The sequence below is a fragment of the Corynebacterium sp. KPL2838 genome, from assembly GCF_040225455.1.
Classification (GTDB): Bacteria; Actinomycetota; Actinomycetes; order Mycobacteriales; family Mycobacteriaceae; genus Corynebacterium; species Corynebacterium rhinophilum.
On record NZ_JBEHFT010000005.1, the window covers coordinates 80,753 to 97,439 of the forward strand.

At 58.7% G+C, this 16,687-nt stretch carries 18 protein-coding genes, 3 tRNA genes and 1 pseudogene; 17 read left to right on the top strand and 5 right to left on the bottom strand.

Translation table 11 applies throughout. The features are described from left to right. Positions 1-19: 19 nt before the first annotated feature. Positions 20-280 carry a MoaD/ThiS family protein gene (locus ABRP98_RS03125; protein ID WP_005276363.1) on the top strand — a complete coding sequence of 87 codons (261 nt, stop codon included), beginning with the start codon at positions 20-22 and terminating at the stop codon, positions 278-280. A 9-nt stretch (positions 281-289) separates the two neighbouring features. On the opposite strand, the gene ABRP98_RS03130 is transcribed toward ABRP98_RS03125, so the two are convergent. Both ABRP98_RS03130 and hisC read right to left on the bottom strand, forming a co-directional pair. Beyond that, the gene (locus tag ABRP98_RS03130) at positions 290-682 is read right to left on the bottom strand and encodes a phage holin family protein (RefSeq protein WP_005276365.1); all 393 of its coding nucleotides are present in this window, start codon (positions 680-682) and stop codon (positions 290-292) included. Beyond that, a complete protein-coding gene (gene hisC / locus ABRP98_RS03135; protein ID WP_349857440.1) occupies positions 683-1,735 on the bottom strand; it encodes a histidinol-phosphate transaminase in 1,053 nt (350 codons plus the stop codon). Positions 1,736-1,855: 120 nt separating this feature from the next. Between hisC and ABRP98_RS03140 the strand changes: the two genes are divergently transcribed. Together ABRP98_RS03140 and ABRP98_RS03145 are read left to right on the top strand one after the other, a co-directional pair. Further along, a tRNA-Ser gene (locus ABRP98_RS03140) sits at positions 1,856-1,944 on the top strand. 198 nt (positions 1,945-2,142) lie between these two features. After that, the gene (locus tag ABRP98_RS03145) at positions 2,143-2,346 is read left to right on the top strand and encodes a hypothetical protein (protein ID WP_349857442.1); all 204 of its coding nucleotides are present in this window, start codon (positions 2,143-2,145) and stop codon (positions 2,344-2,346) included. Between the two features lie 124 nt (positions 2,347-2,470). Here ABRP98_RS03145 and ABRP98_RS03150 read toward each other — a convergent pair whose 3' ends face one another. Further along, positions 2,471-2,848 carry an NUDIX hydrolase gene (locus ABRP98_RS03150; protein WP_349857444.1) on the bottom strand — a complete coding sequence of 126 codons (378 nt, stop codon included), beginning with the start codon at positions 2,846-2,848 and terminating at the stop codon, positions 2,471-2,473. Between the two features lie 91 nt (positions 2,849-2,939). On the opposite strand from ABRP98_RS03150, the gene ABRP98_RS03155 reads away from it, so the two are divergent. The 10 genes and pseudogenes from ABRP98_RS03155 (at position 2,940) to ABRP98_RS03200 (ending at position 13,641) form a co-directional block, all read left to right on the top strand. Next, a complete protein-coding gene (locus ABRP98_RS03155; protein ID WP_349857446.1) occupies positions 2,940-3,302 on the top strand; it encodes a YidH family protein in 363 nt (120 codons plus the stop codon). After that, positions 3,295-3,618, top strand: coding sequence for a DUF202 domain-containing protein (locus ABRP98_RS03160; protein WP_284771281.1), 324 nt, complete (start codon positions 3,295-3,297; stop codon positions 3,616-3,618). The genes ABRP98_RS03155 and ABRP98_RS03160 overlap by 8 nt, the downstream gene beginning before the upstream one ends. 125 nt (positions 3,619-3,743) lie before the next feature. After that, positions 3,744-5,108 (top strand): magnesium transporter, encoded by a 1,365-nt coding sequence (gene mgtE, locus ABRP98_RS03165; protein ID WP_349857447.1) that lies wholly within the window; start codon positions 3,744-3,746, stop codon positions 5,106-5,108. A 283-nt stretch (positions 5,109-5,391) separates the two neighbouring features. Beyond that, on the top strand, positions 5,392-6,966 hold the full coding sequence (locus tag ABRP98_RS03170) for an SLC13 family permease (protein WP_349857448.1): 1,575 nt from the start codon (positions 5,392-5,394) through the stop codon (positions 6,964-6,966). A gap of 52 nt (positions 6,967-7,018) precedes the next feature. Further along, a complete protein-coding gene (locus tag ABRP98_RS03175) occupies positions 7,019-8,086 on the top strand; it encodes a GTP-binding protein (protein ID WP_349857449.1) in 1,068 nt (355 codons plus the stop codon). Between the two features lie 168 nt (positions 8,087-8,254). Beyond that, a tRNA-Arg gene (locus ABRP98_RS03180) sits at positions 8,255-8,327 on the top strand. Between the two features lie 501 nt (positions 8,328-8,828). After that, on the top strand, positions 8,829-9,530 hold the full coding sequence (locus ABRP98_RS03185) for a helix-turn-helix domain-containing protein (RefSeq protein ID WP_349857450.1): 702 nt from the start codon (positions 8,829-8,831) through the stop codon (positions 9,528-9,530). A gap of 24 nt (positions 9,531-9,554) precedes the next feature. After that, positions 9,555-10,103, top strand: a pseudogene (locus ABRP98_RS03190) (IS30 family transposase); the annotation flags it as partial. A 1,401-nt stretch (positions 10,104-11,504) separates the two neighbouring features. Continuing rightward, positions 11,505-12,434, top strand: coding sequence for a DUF418 domain-containing protein (locus ABRP98_RS03195; protein ID WP_349857452.1), 930 nt, complete (start codon positions 11,505-11,507; stop codon positions 12,432-12,434). Position 12,435: 1 nt separating this feature from the next. After that, positions 12,436-13,641: a trypsin-like serine protease gene (locus ABRP98_RS03200; protein ID WP_349857454.1), complete on the top strand. Its 1,206-nt coding sequence runs from the start codon at positions 12,436-12,438 to the stop codon at positions 13,639-13,641. Here the strand turns inward: ABRP98_RS03200 and ABRP98_RS03205 are convergent. Further along, positions 13,638-14,666 carry a prephenate dehydrogenase gene (locus tag ABRP98_RS03205; RefSeq protein ID WP_349857456.1) on the bottom strand — a complete coding sequence of 343 codons (1,029 nt, stop codon included), beginning with the start codon at positions 14,664-14,666 and terminating at the stop codon, positions 13,638-13,640. The two genes, ABRP98_RS03200 and ABRP98_RS03205, sit on opposite strands and share 4 nt — an antisense overlap. Before the next feature lie 39 nt (positions 14,667-14,705). On the opposite strand from ABRP98_RS03205, the gene ABRP98_RS03210 reads away from it, so the two are divergent. From ABRP98_RS03210 to ABRP98_RS03225, 4 genes are all read left to right on the top strand, one after another. Then, positions 14,706-15,185, top strand: coding sequence for a tRNA adenosine deaminase-associated protein (locus tag ABRP98_RS03210; RefSeq protein WP_023029959.1), 480 nt, complete (start codon positions 14,706-14,708; stop codon positions 15,183-15,185). Continuing rightward, positions 15,172-15,654, top strand: coding sequence for a nucleoside deaminase (locus ABRP98_RS03215; protein WP_349857458.1), 483 nt, complete (start codon positions 15,172-15,174; stop codon positions 15,652-15,654). Before ABRP98_RS03210 ends, ABRP98_RS03215 begins: the two co-directional genes overlap by 14 nt. Before the next feature lie 41 nt (positions 15,655-15,695). After that, a complete protein-coding gene (locus tag ABRP98_RS03220; protein WP_005276418.1) occupies positions 15,696-15,896 on the top strand; it encodes a CsbD family protein in 201 nt (66 codons plus the stop codon). 92 nt (positions 15,897-15,988) lie between these two features. Beyond that, positions 15,989-16,076 (top strand) — tRNA-Ser (locus tag ABRP98_RS03225). A 72-nt stretch (positions 16,077-16,148) separates the two neighbouring features. Here ABRP98_RS03225 and ABRP98_RS03230 read toward each other — a convergent pair. After that, a complete protein-coding gene (locus ABRP98_RS03230) occupies positions 16,149-16,610 on the bottom strand; it encodes a hypothetical protein (RefSeq protein WP_296090278.1) in 462 nt (153 codons plus the stop codon). Positions 16,611-16,687 lie beyond the last annotated feature (77 nt).

Sequence of the window (16,687 nt, forward strand, 5' to 3'; positions counted from 1 at the left end):
TGCGGGCATAGTAGAAAGCATGTTGACCGTTCACTATTTCGCCGCCGCTCGTGCCGCGGCCGGCGTTGCTTCGGAACAGGTAAAAGCGCCCACCACCTTAGGCCAGCTCATTGAGCAGCTGGGCAAGGACCACACCGGCACCACCGAGGCCGGCATGAGCATGAAAGAGGTGCTGGGGCGCTGTAATTTTCTTATCGACGGCGCCGGGAACACCCAAGCGGACTCGCCGCTCATGGGCGTTTCCCGCGTTGACGTGCTGCCGCCCTTCGCCGGGGGATAACCCGTTCCTTTAAACCGGCTTGCGCAGCGGGCTGGTAAAGAAATTCACCAGGCTGCTGACCAGGGACAAGATGATGGCGCCGAAGATTGCAGAGCCCCAGGAATTGACCACAAGGTGGCCAATTCCTAAGTCAAAGGTATTAAGCGTCCACTCCACGATCAGCAGGGCGGCGCCATTGATGACGAGCGCGAATAGACCCAGGGTGAGACAGGTCAGCGGGGCGCCGATAAAACGCAGCACGGGCATGACCACCGCGTTAATGATGATGAAAACGATGGCCACGGCAATGAAATTGCCCAGCTTATCCGGGGTGATATAAATCCCGGGAATAATGCCCACTACGACCCAGAACGCAATCGCGATGGCAACCACGTTGAGGGCAAAATTGGTCAACGAACGCATTTAGCCTCCTACGGTATCGTTCCACGCCCGAAGCAGGGCGTTAGTTTCTTCCTTAGTTGTAATGGTAATGCGGATGCCTTCGCTAAAGGCGCGAACGAGCACGCCGCGTGTGGCCAAGCGCGCGGCTAATTCCTGCGGCGTTCCTAGCTTTTCAATATTCGCCGCCGGCAGCCATACGTGGTTGGCCTCCGAGTGGGGAACACCCCACTCTGCCAGTTCTTTTTCCACGCGCTGGCGCTGCCCACAGGTCTCTTCGGTGCGCTCGCGCAGCGAATCCTGCGCTGCGAGCGCGGCACGGGCGCCGGCCTGGGCCACGGCGTTGATGGAAAACGGAATCGCTACCTTATTCAGCGCCGCGATGACGTCTTCTGGGCCATAGGCATAGCCCACGCGCACGCCGGCCAAACCATAGGCCTTGGAGAAGGTCCGCAGGAAAACCACATTGGGATAGGTGCCAAAAAGCTCGGTGCCCAGCGGGGTATCGGCATTCCGGTTGTATTCGATATAGGCCTCATCGAGGGCAACGAGGACATCGCTTGGCACCGCGTCCATAAATTCGGCGAACTCCGCCTTAGTCACGGTGGTGCCGGAAGGGTTATTCGGATTGCAGACGAAAATCAGGCGCGTATCCGCGGTAATCTTTTCCGTCATCGTGGCCAAATCCACCCGCTGATCCGCATCGAGCGGAACCGGAATGGGGTGCGCACCCACCACCTGGGCAAAGATGGGATAAGCCTCAAAGGAGCGCCACGGGAAAATCACTTCCTCACCGGGCGTGGTGGTGATCTGCACCAATTGCTGGCACAGCGCGGAAGAACCCGTGCCCACCGCAACCTGGTCAAAGCTCACGCCTAAGTGCTCGGCCAGATCCTCACGCAACTCGGTGGCCGCGATATCCGGATAGCGATTGGCCTCGGCAGCGGCGCGGGCCATAGCCTCCGCGGCCTCAGGCAGCGGTGGCTGCGTGGCCTCATTAGAAGAGAGCTTGAGGGCATCATCGTGGCGCGCGCCGGGCACGTAGCCGGGGATGGCGCGTAAGTCGGAGCGAATCATGGCTACCACTCTAGGTCGTCTCTCCTGCGCGCGGGGAAGAAAGCCGGGGACAAAACCAGGGGGATAGTTTGGTCGTGGCGCATGCGGCAGGTATTGTCTTTTACGGTTCTTTCTGAACTTGGAGATGTGCCAGAGCGGCCGAATGGGGCTCCCTGCTAAGGAGTTGACCCTTCTGGGGTCCGGAGGTTCGAATCCTCTCATCTCCGCCACACAAATCCCGGGCAATTGCGCTCGGGATTTCGTTGTTTTGTCGCTTTGACGGGCTGTCCACTTAATGGCCTAAACGATAAAATGTGGTGGCCACCAAACTGGAGCTAGGCCCCTATCCTGCACGCGGGGATACGAGTATTCTCCGCGGGCACTTTTGGAGATCAAGGAGGTTTCTTTAAAAAGGAGAAACTCCAATCGTGGATAATGGAGTTATGGATAAAGCGAAGAAAATAAAAATCGGAGTTTTGCTCGTTTTAGCAGTCGCCTCTTTGGTGGTATTTATTTTGTGGCTGACTGATGTAATAGGCCTTGGCTTATTGGCCGTCCTTATTGTTGTTCTGAACGTGGCTTCTGTGGGAGTACGCATGTGGGCGGAGTATGCAGGGCATCAGTCGAAATAAGTAGTACACCGCACCCCGTTGAGCCCCAAGGTGACTTTTACGTTATCGCTGGTTCATGATTCTGCCCTGGCGCAGGTGACGGGGTGTAGGCGTGGCTCTCTGTTGATGCGCGGGCTTGACCACTTTACAGCGCCGGAAAAACCTCGTTGCGCAGGAGATCGGCAAGCTCGCACTGCGGGGCGGCGGGATCGATCCAGGCGGTTTCGGCGATTTCGGCCGCGGCGTGGGCGATGACGGGGCGCGGGTAGGTAAAGATATGCCCGCGGACGGTCTGGCCCGGCTCATTGGCGGCGGGGGCAGTGAAGGTGCCGAGCTCGGTTAGTTCAGGTAGGCGTACCTGCACGCCGATTTCTTCTTTTGCCTCACGCGCAGCGGCCTTGACTGGGCTTTCGCCTTCTTCTAGCTTGCCGCCTGGCAGCTGGAACTTTGTGGATGTGGCCTTGCGTACGCCAAGCACATGGCCAAAGGAATTGCGGAAAACGATGGCTGCGACTTCAATCATGGCCCCGATCATAACGAGGTGGCTGGGGCCGCTGGGTAGGGGCGCGGGCTTATCGGGCCTCAGTCATGCATTGAATATAAGGTAGGAAGACATGAGCGATTCGAGGTTTCCCCGCTCGGTATTTGGGGTAGGAAGCGACCCTGATCCGCGTTTTACGCTGGCGAATGAGCGCACCTTCCTCGCATGGATTCGTACCTCCCTCGCGCTGATTGCCGGGGGAGTGGCCTTGGAGGCTTTCGATGTGCCGCTGCCGGCGACCCTGCGCGCCGTGGTCTCCGCATTCATGCTGGTGGTGGCGATTGTGCTGCCGGTGGTCGCGTGGGTGCAATGGAAGCGGGCCGAGCGCGCCTTGCGGCAACAGTGCCCGTTGCCCTTTAGCATCGCCATCCCGGTGCTGGTAGGCACCATCGTCGTTATCGCGGCTGTGCTGCTGGTAGGAGAGTTACTTGTCTAGCCCGCAGCCACATGGGGAACTCTTTGACCCCGGCTTGCAGCCCGAGCGCACCCGCCTATCGTGGCAGCGCACCATCCTCGCGCTGGCGGTAATCCTCCTGGGGGTTATGCGGGTGGTCAGCGTCAGCGTGTTTCTCCCGTTGCTGGTGCTCGCGGCGGGCGTGCTGGTGCTGATCGTGGCGGTGCGGAAGCGGGCATCGCTTGTCGATGCCTCCTTGCGCACCCACCGCCACCTCCCCGGCGCCGCCGTCCTGGCCGGTGGTGCGGGGCTGGTCTCCCTGCTCGCAGCCTTTGCTTTGTGGGGTGTTTTTGCCTAAAGACAAAGTTTTCCGCCGCAGTGCTGTGTGCTGATGGGGGATACGCGTAATCTATGTGAGGCTATATCAATTACTGTGGCCACCGGCGCCGCGGTATGAGGGGCGAGAAGGGCAAGGTGACGGCGATGGCGGATACTACTGAGCAGGCCAGCGATACGGTCGAGGCATGGTTGAAGCAGGATTCTGCCATTGACCCGCAAAAAGCGCCCCGCTTGCAGGCGCTGCTTGATGAGGTGCCGCTGCAGGAGCTCATCGCCATCGTCGAGCGGCAAAATGCCATCCGCGCCGCGCTGGCCCTGCGCTTATTGCCGCGGCGTAAATCCATCGTGGTATTTGATGCCCTGGACGCCAAGCACCAGGCCGATATCATTGATGAGCTGGGCAATGCTGATGTCTATGAGTTCTTCGATGGACTCGAGCCGGAAGACCGCGTGGCCCTTTTGGATGAGCTGCCGGCGGAGATTGCGGATCGGCTGCTGCGCTCGCTTACCAAATCGAAGCGGGATGTCACCGGGGTTGTCTTGGGCTACACCAAGGGCTCTGTGGGCCGCCGCATGTCGCCCGAGGTCCCCGGCATCCATCCAGAAATGAGCGTGGAGGAAGCGCTGCGGACCCTGCGCGCGAAGGCCGATGAGCTAGAAACCATTTATGCGGTGCCCATTACCCGCGCGGATCGCCGCTTGGTGGGCGTGGTGACGCTGCGGGAAATTTTTACCGCGGAGGCCGGAACCACGATTGGGGACATCATGCAAAGCCCCATCTACGCCAATGCCAATGATGATGCGGAAGCCACCGCCAGGTGGTTCCTGCCGCTCGATATTTTGGCATTGCCCATCGTGGATGATTCAGACCGCCTGGTAGGCCTTTTGACCTGGGACGATGCCATTGACATCGTCGAGGCAGAGGATAGCGAGGACTCCGCGCGTGCCGGTGGTACCGAGGCCCTGCAGCAGCCGTACCTGTCCACGCCGCTATTGAAACTGGTGAAGTCCCGCATCGTGTGGCTGCTGGTTCTGGCGGTGTCCGCGCTGCTCACCGTGCGGGTCCTAGACGCCTTTGAGGACACCTTGGCGCAGGCCGTGGTGCTATCCCTGTTTATCCCGCTGCTGACCGGTACCGGCGGTAATACGGGAAATCAGGCGGCAACGACGGTGACCCGTGCGCTGGCGCTTGGCGATGTCCGCGGGCGCGACCTCCTCGCCGTCCTCTGGCGCGAGCTCCGCGTGGGCATGCTGCTTGGCGCCGTATTGGGCTTGGCCGGACTTGGCCTGGCAACGGTGGTCTACGGTGTGGATATTGGCCTAGTCATTGGCTCGACGCTGTTTCTAATCTGTTCCATATCCGCCACAGTGGGCGGGCTGATGCCCATCGTTGCAAAGACCATTGGCGCGGACCCTGCCGTATTTTCCAATCCCTTCATCTCCACGTTCTGCGATGCCACGGGCCTTATCATCTATTTCCTCATCGCCAAGTCGGTGCTCGGCCTATAGAGGCTCCTTCCCCATGGGGCCTAGTCCGCCGGGCGGGGGTGGCAGATCGGTGGGGGAGAATTCACATTTTGAGTAGCTGCGGTGTGTGAATTTTGAAAGTGGTGGGGGTGAATTCAGTAAAGTTTGTGGTTTCTGATGCAAATGTTTTGTAGGGTCTTAGCATGCTCTGCACGGACTGAATGATGTTCGGGATGCACCAAGGATCCGGCTCGATTGCTGGTAATTGACAGAGCTTTCACACCCCCGCCCTGCTAATTGTCTCTCTAGCAAAGGAGTTCGCGGCATGACCACCCCGCATACTCACGAATCTACCGCCCAATCAGAGGGCGCTGAGGATCCCGGTGCCCCATGCAATGAATGGCGCCGCCAGTTCATTGGCCTTTTCATCGGCCTCGCCCTAGCTATCCTCGTATTTTTCATCTTCCCTTCAAATGCCATCGAGACTGTCCAGCAGTCCACCGGTGTGGATGAGGAGGCCGATTACACGCTAAGCGCCATCCGCACCGTTGCGGCGGTGACCATCCTCATGGGTGTGTGGTGGATGACTGAAGCCATCCCGCTGGCGGCCACCGCGCTGATTCCGCTGGTCATCTTCCCGCTCGCAAGCGTGGGCACCATTAAGGAAGTCGGCGCACCGTATGCCTCTGCCACCATTTTCTTGTTCATGGGTGGCTTCCTTATCGCGCTCTCGCTGCAGCGCTGGAACCTGCACCGCCGCCTTGCACTTTATGTGGTAAAGCTCATCGGCACCTCGCCGCGCCGCCTCATTTTGGGCTTCATGCTGGCCACCGGCTTTTTGTCCATGTGGGTATCGAATACCGCAACGGCCGTCGTCATGCTGCCGATTGGTACGTCCGTGCTGGCGCTTACCGCAGAGACCGTTGGCGGTTGGGATAAGCAGAAGAAATTCGCCACTGCCCTCATGCTGGGCATCGCGTACTCCGCCTCCATCGGTTCGCTGGGTACCCTGATTGGTACCCCGCCCAATGCGTTCTTGAATGCGTACATGGCCGATACCTGGGACGTTACCCTCGGCTTCGGCCGCTGGATGGCCGTCGGCGTGCCGCTGGCGCTAACCTTCCTGCTTATCGCATGGGTGCTGTTGATTACCATCTTCAAACCGGAAATGACCGAAATTCCCGGCGGCCGCGAGCTCATCAACGATGAAATCAAGGCCCTGGGCCCGTGGACCCGCCCGCAGATCATGACCGGCATCATCTTCGTCCTGGCCGCCCTGGCCTGGGTATCCCTGCCCATCGTCCTTGGCGATTTTGATAACTATGACGATGCCATCGTCGGCATCGCCGCAGGTATTCTCTTGTTCATCTTGCCGGCCGATTCGGGGCGCCGCATCCGCCTGCTGGATTGGAAGACCGCCAATGAAATGCCATGGGATGTCCTCCTCCTCTTTGGTGGTGGCCTCTCCTTGTCCTCGGCCTTCAACTCTTCCGGATTATCCCTGTGGATTGGTGAGATGGCCAAGGGGCTCAGCTCCCTGCCCATCGTGCTCATCGTCGCGGCCGTGGCCGCCCTGGTCCTCTTCTTGACGGAGATCACCTCCAATACCGCCACCGCGGCGACCTTCATCCCCATCATGGGCGGCGTCGCCGTGGGCGTGGGTCTGACCACCGAAGGCGATATCAACGTCCTGCTGCTCACCATCCCGGTCGCCTTGGCCGCAACCTGCGCCTTCATGCTGCCGGTGGCAACCCCGCCGAACGCCATTGCTTATGGTTCCGGCTACGTCAAGATTGGCGAGATGATCAAGGGTGGCGTTGGCCTCAACGTCATTGGTATCTTCCTCATCACCCTCACCGTCTTCCTGCTGGCGGTACCGATCTTCGGGCTGGCGGTCTAGGCGCTAAACTCCTCAATAGCTATCCTTTAATGAAAAACGTTACCATTAAAGGATGGCTACACCTGTTACCGTGCTGTCCGGATTTTTAGGCAGCGGAAAAACCACGCTACTTAACCACCTGCTCGCGAACCGGGAGGGGCGCAAGCTGGCGGTCATCGTGAACGATTTTTCTGAGGTCAATATCGATGCCGCCCTCGTTGCTGGCGAAGGCCACCTCGAGCGCGGTGAGGATCGTTTCGTGGAACTGTCGAATGGCTGCATTTGCTGCACCTTGCGCGAAGACCTCATTGAGTCCGTGGGCAAGCTGGCGCGCTCCGGCCGCTTTGATCAGATTGTCATCGAATCCACCGGCATTTCCGAGCCTATGCCCGTGGCTGCCACCTTTGAGTGGGAATTTGTCGATGGCACCACGCTTGCCGATGCCGCCCCTATCGACACCATGGTCTCCCTCGTCGATGCCTCTACCTTCTTAAACCAATTGCGCCGCGGCCGCAGCCTCGTCTCCGAAAGCATCGAGGCCACGCCCCAAGATGACCGCACCATTTCTGATCTCTTAGTGGACCAAGTCGAATTCGCCGACCTTATCCTCATTACCAAGACCGATCTTGTCGATGCTGCCGAAACCGAGCGCGTCATCGCCGCAGTCCGTGCCATGAATCCCCGGGCTCGCGTGGTGCCGGTGACCCACGGGGTAATCGAGCCGGGGCTGGTTCTCGATGCGCATTTGTTTAATACCGCAACCGCTGCCGCCTATCACGGTTACGCTGAAGAGCTTGCGAGCCCACACACTCCAGAAACCGAGGAATATGGCATCTCCTCGGTAGTCTTTCGCGCCGATCGCCCCTTTAATCGCGAGCGCCTCATCGCCGCCCTCCGGGCAAGTACGGGCCTCGTGCGGTCCAAGGGATACTGTTGGATCGATACCGACCTGCGCGTGGCCCACGCGTGGCAGCAGGCTGGGCCCAACCTGCAGATCATGCCCGCCTCTTTATGGGCCGCCAATGGCGTAACCCCCGGCACGGAGCTCGTGCTCATCGGTGTCGACTTCGATCACGAATCCACCCTGCAGGCCTTTCAAGACGCCCTGCTTTCTGATGCCGAAGCCTCCGCCCTCGTATAGCCTTCTCGTCCTTTACGCCGAGCTAAAGCGTGAACGGCGGGTGAACAATACTCCTCTGGCTATCCCGCCGAACACGGCTCTGTACAGGCGATTTGTTAGTTTTCGGGTCCGTGGGTATAGTAAATTCTCGTTGCACAGCAGAGCATACGCACTGCTTCACAACGGACTGCGCCCGTAGCTCAACGGATAGAGCATCTGACTACGGATCAGAAGGTTGGGGGTTCGAATCCCTCCGGGCGCACAAAATTTCGAATCTCGAGACATCGTTCCCAAGGCGGTGCCTCGAGATTTTTTATTTCCAGGTTTATTTTCGGGGGTGGGCGAGGCGTGCTTGAGTTCAGAGGGTCGTTGCAACACTTTCCCTTAGGAGGGTGTTGTTGTGTCTGGAGTTGTTGGCCCGTTTCATTCGTTGTCTGAGTCGGATCGTCGTGGCTTGGTGGCCATGGTTGGCAGTGGGCGTAGCGTTCGCTCGGCTGCTGGTGAGCTTGGCTGTCATTACGTGCATGCTTTGAATTTTTGCCATGCTCACAGAGTGCCAGTCATACATATAGCCAAACGAGTTGATCGCCGCGGTAGCCAGGCTTTACAGCTTGTAGAACTAGTTCAAGGCGGACTTTCGGTGCACCAAGCCGCCAAAACGTGTGGGGTGCATCCCACCGCCGCGTATGCCGTTGCTACAGAAGCTGGGTGCCATATCCGGCTATCGAGGTATGCCCGGAAAATCCGCCAAACACAGTTAAGGGTGGAATACTTACGCCTTCGGTTGGCGAGCTTGCCTGTTGGTGATGCTGGGGCTGGGGTAGGAATTGATCGTCGATTGTCTTTAGATTTCGAAAAAGGACTCATCAAATCCGGAGGGCCACGTAAAGAGTTCATACCCGTCGGCGAGGATGCCACCACGTATAAAAGACTCATGAAAGCGCTGCGCCAACGCCATGACGTTATCGAATCTGGACGGCTTCGCCGTCCTGCCTTGCCTGGCGGTGTGGATCCGTATAAACGCATCAGTGATCGCTATATTTGCTTTGAAGAACGCGTTATTATCGCCGACCTTCTTCGTGAGCATGTGCCGCTGCGGGAAATCGGGCGCCGTTTAGGGCGAAGTGCTTCGTCAATTCAGCGTGAAGTACGCAGAAACCACAGCGCTGAAGGCCCGTACCGTGCAGAAACCGCCCAGTTAAAGGCTTGTGCGCGTAGGTTGCGGCCGAAAATACCGAAACTGCTAGCCAACAAAAGGCTATGGGACTATGTATGCGCACAATTGCGGGCACAATGCTCCCCGGAGGAGATTTCCAATCGCCTGCCCATCGACTACCCCACAGATAAGGACATGCGCATTAGTCACGAAACGATTTATGACGCCTTTTATCTACAGTCCAAAGGAAGACTCAAAGACCTTGGCTTGGACTTGCCTACCGGCAGAAAGAAACGCAAGAAACGCTAAACACGCACCACCACACCGGCCCAGCAACGCTTCGTTGACGACATGATCCTCATCGACGACCGGCCAGAAGAGGTTACTGAACGTCTTTTGCCAGGCCACTGGGAAGGCGACCTCATCCTCGGTAAAAATAACCAATCCGCGGTGATCACGTTAGTAGAACGCGTCAGCCGATTTGTTGTGCTTGGCCACCTGGCAGGAAGGCATACCAGCAAAGAAGTATTCACAGCCCTGCACAAGGCTGTTGCTGGGATCGATAAAGCAATCTGGTCATCAATTACCTGGGACCAAGGAAGTGAAATGGCTGGCCATAAAGCCTTTACCATGGCCACTGACATTCCCATCTACTTCTGCCATCCAGGATCGCCGTGGGAGAGAGGCAGCAACGAAAACACCAACGGCAGGCTCAGGAGAAACCTTCCCAAAAACAGCGACCTGTCCATCTACAGCGCCGAGGACCTAGAGATGATCGCCAACATTCACAATCACAAGCCACGCAAAGCACTCAACTGGCGCACCCCAGCCGAAGTCATGACCAACGCCCTGACACAAACCGGTAGTATCACACCAAAGTAACCATCATCGTTGCAACGACCCCTAGAATCCAAGGTGTAGCCTAAGCGGCAAAAGGCCCGAGCTTCGATGTGTCCATTATCCGAGCCTAGACCTGAACTGCCAATAACGTAATGTGCGCCAGAATCTAGATAATGACAATCATTACCACGAAAGTCAATTTATGTTACTTTAAGTAAGTCATCGCGTACAGAAAGGGTAGTTGTGGACAAAACTTTATATACTGCCGCTTCTCTTCTGTCTTCTCTGCTGCTACTTCCTGCCTTGTCCGGAATGGCTCAAGCGGAAACAGTATAGGGGGTACAAGAAGGGGCCAAAACTGTCTTTGGTGGGAACTGCCAAAACAGGGACGAAAACGGGATCCATGTGGCGCGCAAAGGTAAAACTCACAATGATTGTTCCTTCGGTCATGCGCACGATGACGGATTTCAAAATTTTGACGTTAAGGGCAATGCCGAATGTGCACGTCTACTTGTAATGGGAGAATATAAAGGAGAACAGTGTCACGTAATTCATCCTTAGAGGTTCTGCTAAAGATTACGATTTGTGTATCGCTGTTGCTCTGTCTCGGTTATGCTATCGGCGGGTTGAATGCGATATATGTTGCTAAGACCTTGGCTGAGACGGATTCTACCTCATCGTCAGACATCTTCTGCAGGCTAGAAAACGGCTTATTTTATTTTAGGGTTGCCGGAGTTTTAGCGGTTATTTTCCTTGCGGGAACTTACGCAGTCTGGCGCAAGGCCAATAACCTCCGTAAGGGAGAGTAATCCGGTTAGTGGCTTTTCGGCTCGGTTGTTTATTGGAGGCCCGGTTTTCGCGGTCTTTATCTTCCAAACCTCAAGCTCCTCTCCCAGTAGGTTGCGTCCGGTAGCGTGGTGTCTCCAATTTCTGAGGGTCAGGCCCTACCACGGGTTACAGATACTCCACACTAGTGGATGGAACCTCGGTTGACTTAGAAGGGAGAAACGAAGAGTGGCTCAACTTCGTGTTCATTTGCCAGACAGTTTGTGCGCTTTTCATAGGTGCCAGGAAGCGTCCTGGCAGGAAAGAAATTATCAGGGTATAAGTATGGAGGAGGCAATCGATTAGCTATAGCAAAATAGCAGGTAGGTGCGGGTTTCTGGGGTGAATTAATTGCGCGTAGTCGCCAGTGATGCGAGCTACGGCGGGCTCCTCCGGAGCGCGTTGAGGCCGGGAGATTGGGTGCGATCCTGCGTGGTTCGCAGGAAAGTGGGCTCGCGGGATTGGTTGGGCCAATGACGGCATTTATAAGGTACAGGACATGTAAAGTGTTGATACAGCAACCTCCCAGACTTCCGTTGTAGAAAAAGGGAGTCGTTAAAAAACATGGGCCGTGGTGGAGACCGCTGCGTCCCATCACATCGTGAAGGAGAGTGCTAGGTGAGTACATCATCGCGCATCGTCGGGCTGGATTTGGCTCGTTCACTTGCCATTATTGGCATGATTATTTTGCACATGGCCTCGTTGGTATGGAGCACCAAGGTCATATTGTCGGGCCTTCCGGCCGCCCTATTTGCCATTGTCGCCGGCGCGACGATGATGCTCATCGGCAAGAACTATTCCGTACAGACGCTGCTGCGCCTGATTGCCCGTGGCGCCATCATTACGCTTATCGGACTGGCACTGCTCCCGGTTGGCGGGCAGATTCAGGTCGTGCTCGTTGCTATGGGTATCACCATGATGGTGGTCTCCTGGGTGCCACCGCTGAACATGTGGTGGAAGCTGGCCCTGTTCTTCGTCGCCGCCATCGCCTCAACCGTGCACTACGCGCCGTTTACCCTGCCGCAGGTCTATCCGCTGCTGGCATGGATCGCGTATTTCATCGCCGGCATGCTGCTCTTTGAGGTCTACATCCGCCCAGGTAGCTTCCGCACAGCGCTGCAGTGGATTGTTACCGCAGCCAGCGCGGTGATTGCCGCGGTTGGCACCTACTTCCGCTTCGAGCCGGATATGCCCAGCTGGCTGCGCTTTACCGGCCACACCGGCGTAGCGGGCGAAATCCTGCTCTCCGTTGCAGTGGCAGCAGTGGTGCTGCACCTGTGCCTGCTCATCGGCAGCGCGGTACCCAAGCTCGTCTACCCCTTGGCCGCAATGGGCACGATGTCCCTGACCGTTTATGTCTTGCACGTGCTTTCCGCTTATTACTGGCAAAGCAACATCTCACTGCACAACACCGCGTGGGCGTGGGCATTTATTGGCCTATTCCTCGTGCTCGCCACCATCTGGCGGAAATTCCTGGGCCAAGGCCCCCTCGAAAAGGCCGTCTCCACCGCCGTTAAACTCGCCGTTCCTGCTGGAAAGAAGGACTAAAATGTCGCGTAAATTTGCTACCGCTTTGACCACCGCCGGCATCATCGGGATGTTGGCGGCCCCCGCCAGCGCCCTTGAGCACGGCGAACCCGCCCCCGATAACGCCGAGTCCCAGACCGTCGCCGCGCTCAAGATGGGCCGCATAGGCAACTTCGGTGACTGCACCGGCACGCTGGTGGATAAGCAGTGGGTGCTTACCGCCCGCCACTGCCTGGAGTCCGTCAATAACGAAGGCACCCAGGCCCGCCTGGGAGGCAAGGTCTATGACGCGGATTCGTGGGCGCTGTCCCCGCTTTCCGACGCCGGATTGCTCCACCTCACCGAGCCCGTCACCGATATCAAGCCGGCCAAGATCTCTACCGATCTTCCAGAGACCGGCGACCTTGGTGCCCTGTATGGCTGGAGCAGTAGCTCCTCCATGGCGCGCAAGGGACAGCTGCCGATGGCAGAGATGAAGGTCTCCGAAATTCTAGGCGGCGGGCCAAGCGATGACGCCGCACAGAAGCCAGGCGCCGATAAAGAGGCCCCGGAAGGCTACGAGTCCGTTCCCGCTGAGGAAGCCATGCCCGGCCTCAAGATGCCGGGCGGCTCCAAGCCGGATGCCGGCATGAAGGTTCCTGAAGGCTACGAATCCGTGCCCGCCGAAGAGGCGATGCCCGGCGCCATGATGCCGGGATCTGGTTCGGGATCGGATAAGCCCAAGGTGGTCTCGCCGGGTGCCACCAAGCCGGGCGCCGAGCAGCCGCAGATAGTCAAGCCTGACGGCAACGGTGGGGAAGTAATGCAACCTGGCCAAGGCGGCATGGCCCCGATGATCAGCAGCCCGATCCTCGATGTCCACTCCACCGGTAATGCCGGCATGCAGGGCGGCGATTCCGGCGGACCGTTCTTCGTGGGTGGAAAGCTTGCGGGCCTAGCTACCGCGGGTACTTCCAATGCGGACCCGGATTTGCCCTCCCCAAGCGCGGCTATCACCACGCTCGCCGGCACCAAGGACTGGGTAGACGGCGTGATTAGCGGCAAGGATAAGGACGCCATCTTGACCGCGGAGACCACGCCTACCCCGCAGGCAACGCCGCAGACCAGCGGCGACCGCCCGTGGATCTACTTCACGGTAGCGGCCATTGGCCTTATCGGTGCCGCGGCGGCCGCGCGCACCTTCGCTACCGGTGCTGGCAACGGTGCCGCCCGCAAGTCGCGCCGCTAAAAAATCTCGATGCGCCCGCCCAAGGACTCGGTCTGGCGCAGCTGCGCCACCCACTTCGGGCCACCGGGGTGCAGGCGCAGCACCGGGCGAGAGGAAATCTTGACCGGGGAGACCGATTCCTTGCGCGCGCCCGACCTGGCCTCGATGCGGGTGCGGGCGCGGTAGCCGGCATCGGCAAGCTCGGCGATGGAAGGCTCGGGGGTGGCGAGCTTCTCCCGGGCATCGTGAAGCAGCTCCAGCGCCTCATCCAAGGCCTCTACCAGGGCCGGGGCATTGGTCTCGCACATCTGCCGCACGAGATCCGGGCGGGTTCCGGCCACCCGGGTCGCATCCTTGAAGGAACCGGCGGACAGGGACTGTGCCAAAATGCCGCCATTATCGCCCACCGTGGCCAGGGTCTCCGCAAAGATATGCGGCAGGTGGGAAATGCGGGCGACCGCCGCATCGTGGTTGGCCACACGGATGGGCACGGCCTCTGCATGCACCATCTGGGTCATGCGCACGACGTCTGTAAAAGTCTCAATCCATTTCTTAGGGATCTTTTCCCCGCGCGCCTCATACTCGGCGGCGTAATCGTAGGTAATGCCCCACGCGGCGCGGCGGAAAAGCCCCGTCTGGGAGTGATCCCACCCAGATTTCGAGGTACCCGCCATGGGGTGCCCGCCCACGTAGCGATCCTCCATGCCGCGGTCACAGACCTGCTGGCGCACGGGGGTTTTCACGGAGACCACGTCCGTAATGCCGCAGCTAGGGGCGTGTTCCTGAATGGCATCCAAGACGCTGCCCACCGCGGTCATGGGAACGGCGATCACAATGAGCGCCTCTTCAACCTCGGCGCGGTTAAGCACCGCGGGCAAGTCATCATTGACGTCAAACCCCTGCTTGACTGCGGTGCGAGCGGCGGACGTCGAGTGGTTGTATCCAAATACGTCGTGGTTATAGCCCGCGAGATCGCGCAGCAAGGAACCACCGATGAGGCCGAGGCCGATAATGCAGATGGGGCGTTGAACATCTTGAGAACTCACGGTGACAATTGTGGCACAACACGACTAATCTCACGAGGTATGAGCAACGAAAATTACTCTTTCGCGGTTACCGTCGCCCGCAACGAGGGACAATGGGTCGTGCGCAGCTTCGATGATGACTTTGAGGACCCGCAAACCTCCATCACCGCGGTGCGCGCCCTGCGCTCCGAAGGCGCGGCTTTCGCCCTTCTCTGCGTCGAAGACGCCTACTTCATTGCCGTGCGGCCCGTGCCCGGCGGGGTGAAAATGCTAATTTCGGACGCCACCTACGGCGTTGACGATGACTTTGCCGCGGACTTCATGGAGCTCAATGACTATGAGATTCCAGACGTGGACCCGGAAGAGGCCGAACCCTACGGCGAGGGCGACTTCGATATCTTCGCTGATCTGGGCCTATCCGAGGATCAAGTGGGCTATATCATCGACGATGAGGACGATTGGCCCTCCGATATGCTCCTGCGCATTGCCGGCGACCTGGGCTTTGGGGATGAGCTAGAAGACGTCATTGATAACGCCTAAGCCCCTGCAGCGCGCGCAGGAACGCATGCAGCGCGCCCTCGCAGTGGCGCGCCAGACCCCCGCCGGCGATGTGCCGGTTGGGGCGGTGCTTTACGATGCCACCGGCCGCGAGCTCGCCACCGGCGTCAACCGCCGCGAGCAATTGCGCGATCCCACCGCCCACGCCGAGGTCGAGGCTATCCGCCAGGCGGTGCGCGTCCACGGCGATGGGTGGCGCCTGACCGGCTGCGAGCTCGTGGTCACCTTGGAGCCCTGCGCCATGTGCGCCGGTGCCCTGCAAGCCGCGCGGGTGAGCTCGCTGGTTTTTGGCGCCTTTGAGCCGAAGACGGGTGCGTGTGGCTCGCTTGTCGATGTCCTGCGTGCCCCCACCGCACCCTTTACCCCACAGGTCCGCGGCGGCATGCTTGAAGAGGACTGCGTGGCGTTGCTAGAAAAATTTTTCACCACATTGCGCGAAAAGTGGGTATAGTAGCTGTCGCACTGTAAGCGACTCATTTAAGGAGAGAGAAAATGGGCGATTTGGAAAACAAGAAGGACGACCTCGCAGGCAAGGCAAAGGAAGCTTTCGGCGAGGCAACCGGTAACGAAGACGTAGCCAACGAGGGCAAGGCCGATCAGGTCGCTTCCGAGGCTAAGGACAAGCTGTCCGATGCTGCTGACAGCATCAAGGACAAGGCTAACGACATCATCGGTGGCCTGAAGAAGGACTAATTTTATAGTCCTTTATAGCGAAATCGCTGCGCTGGCTTAGTGCTGGCGCGGCGATTTTGTTGCATCGGGGGTCCTCCCGTAATCTGGAACGCGGTGGCGTGTCCGAGCGGCCGAAGGTGATCGCCTCGAAAGCGATTGTTGGGTAACCCCCAACCGCGGGTTCAAATCCCGCCGCCACCGCGCAAGGCCCCGACCTGTTGATGCAGGTTGGGGCTTATTTTAGTTTTCTTCGGCGGGGAGTTTTGGGGTGACTTAAGCGTCGTGCTTTGTGCGCGCAGCCCGCGCGCGGCGGCGCTGCAGGGTGGGGAGGAACCACGTCACGACGGCAGCGATGACGGCCATGGCGCCCGCGCTCCACGCGAGGTATTTCACGGGGGTGAACCACCACGCCAGGGCAGCGATTACTGCGATGACGATCCATACGGCGGGTACGAGAAGGCTGGGTTGTTCGGCCCACGGTTCCCGGGGGAATCGGCTGCGCGCCTCTGCACGGATGCGGCGCGGCGTTTTACGTGCAAGCGCCAAGGAACAGGCGACCACAAAGGCCAAACCGATACCCGCAATGAGCAGGTTGCCGCTTACGCCGCCGAACATGAATACGCCGACGGAAAGCGCTAAGGACAAGCGTTCACCGATCGTGAGTGGGAAGTTCTGTGTGGGATCGACATCTGGATAGATACTGTTGAAGATGTCTTTGCGGGGGTCGTTGTGCATTTTTGTTTCTTATAGGGGGTGGTTTATTGACAATCAAAAGAAGTTAGGTCAGGATACACTTACTTCACTTAGGCAAG

Coding starts and splice junctions, on each gene's coding strand:
- ABRP98_RS03125 (WP_005276363.1), top strand. CDS start 20: ATGTTGACCGTTCACTATTTCGCCGCCGCTCGTGCCGCGGCCGGCGTT.
- ABRP98_RS03130 (WP_005276365.1), bottom strand. CDS start 682: ATGCGTTCGTTGACCAATTTTGCCCTCAACGTGGTTGCCATCGCGATT.
- hisC (WP_349857440.1), bottom strand. CDS start 1,735: ATGATTCGCTCCGACTTACGCGCCATCCCCGGCTACGTGCCCGGCGCG.
- ABRP98_RS03150 (WP_349857444.1), bottom strand. CDS start 2,848: ATGATTGAAGTCGCAGCCATCGTTTTCCGCAATTCCTTTGGCCATGTG.
- ABRP98_RS03155 (WP_349857446.1), top strand. CDS start 2,940: ATGAGCGATTCGAGGTTTCCCCGCTCGGTATTTGGGGTAGGAAGCGAC.
- mgtE (WP_349857447.1), top strand. CDS start 3,744: ATGGCGGATACTACTGAGCAGGCCAGCGATACGGTCGAGGCATGGTTG.
- ABRP98_RS03170 (WP_349857448.1), top strand. CDS start 5,392: ATGACCACCCCGCATACTCACGAATCTACCGCCCAATCAGAGGGCGCT.
- ABRP98_RS03175 (WP_349857449.1), top strand. CDS start 7,019: ATGGCTACACCTGTTACCGTGCTGTCCGGATTTTTAGGCAGCGGAAAA.
- ABRP98_RS03200 (WP_349857454.1), top strand. CDS start 12,436: ATGTCGCGTAAATTTGCTACCGCTTTGACCACCGCCGGCATCATCGGG.
- ABRP98_RS03210 (WP_023029959.1), top strand. CDS start 14,706: ATGAGCAACGAAAATTACTCTTTCGCGGTTACCGTCGCCCGCAACGAG.
- ABRP98_RS03220 (WP_005276418.1), top strand. CDS start 15,696: ATGGGCGATTTGGAAAACAAGAAGGACGACCTCGCAGGCAAGGCAAAG.
- ABRP98_RS03230 (WP_296090278.1), bottom strand. CDS start 16,610: ATGCACAACGACCCCCGCAAAGACATCTTCAACAGTATCTATCCAGAT.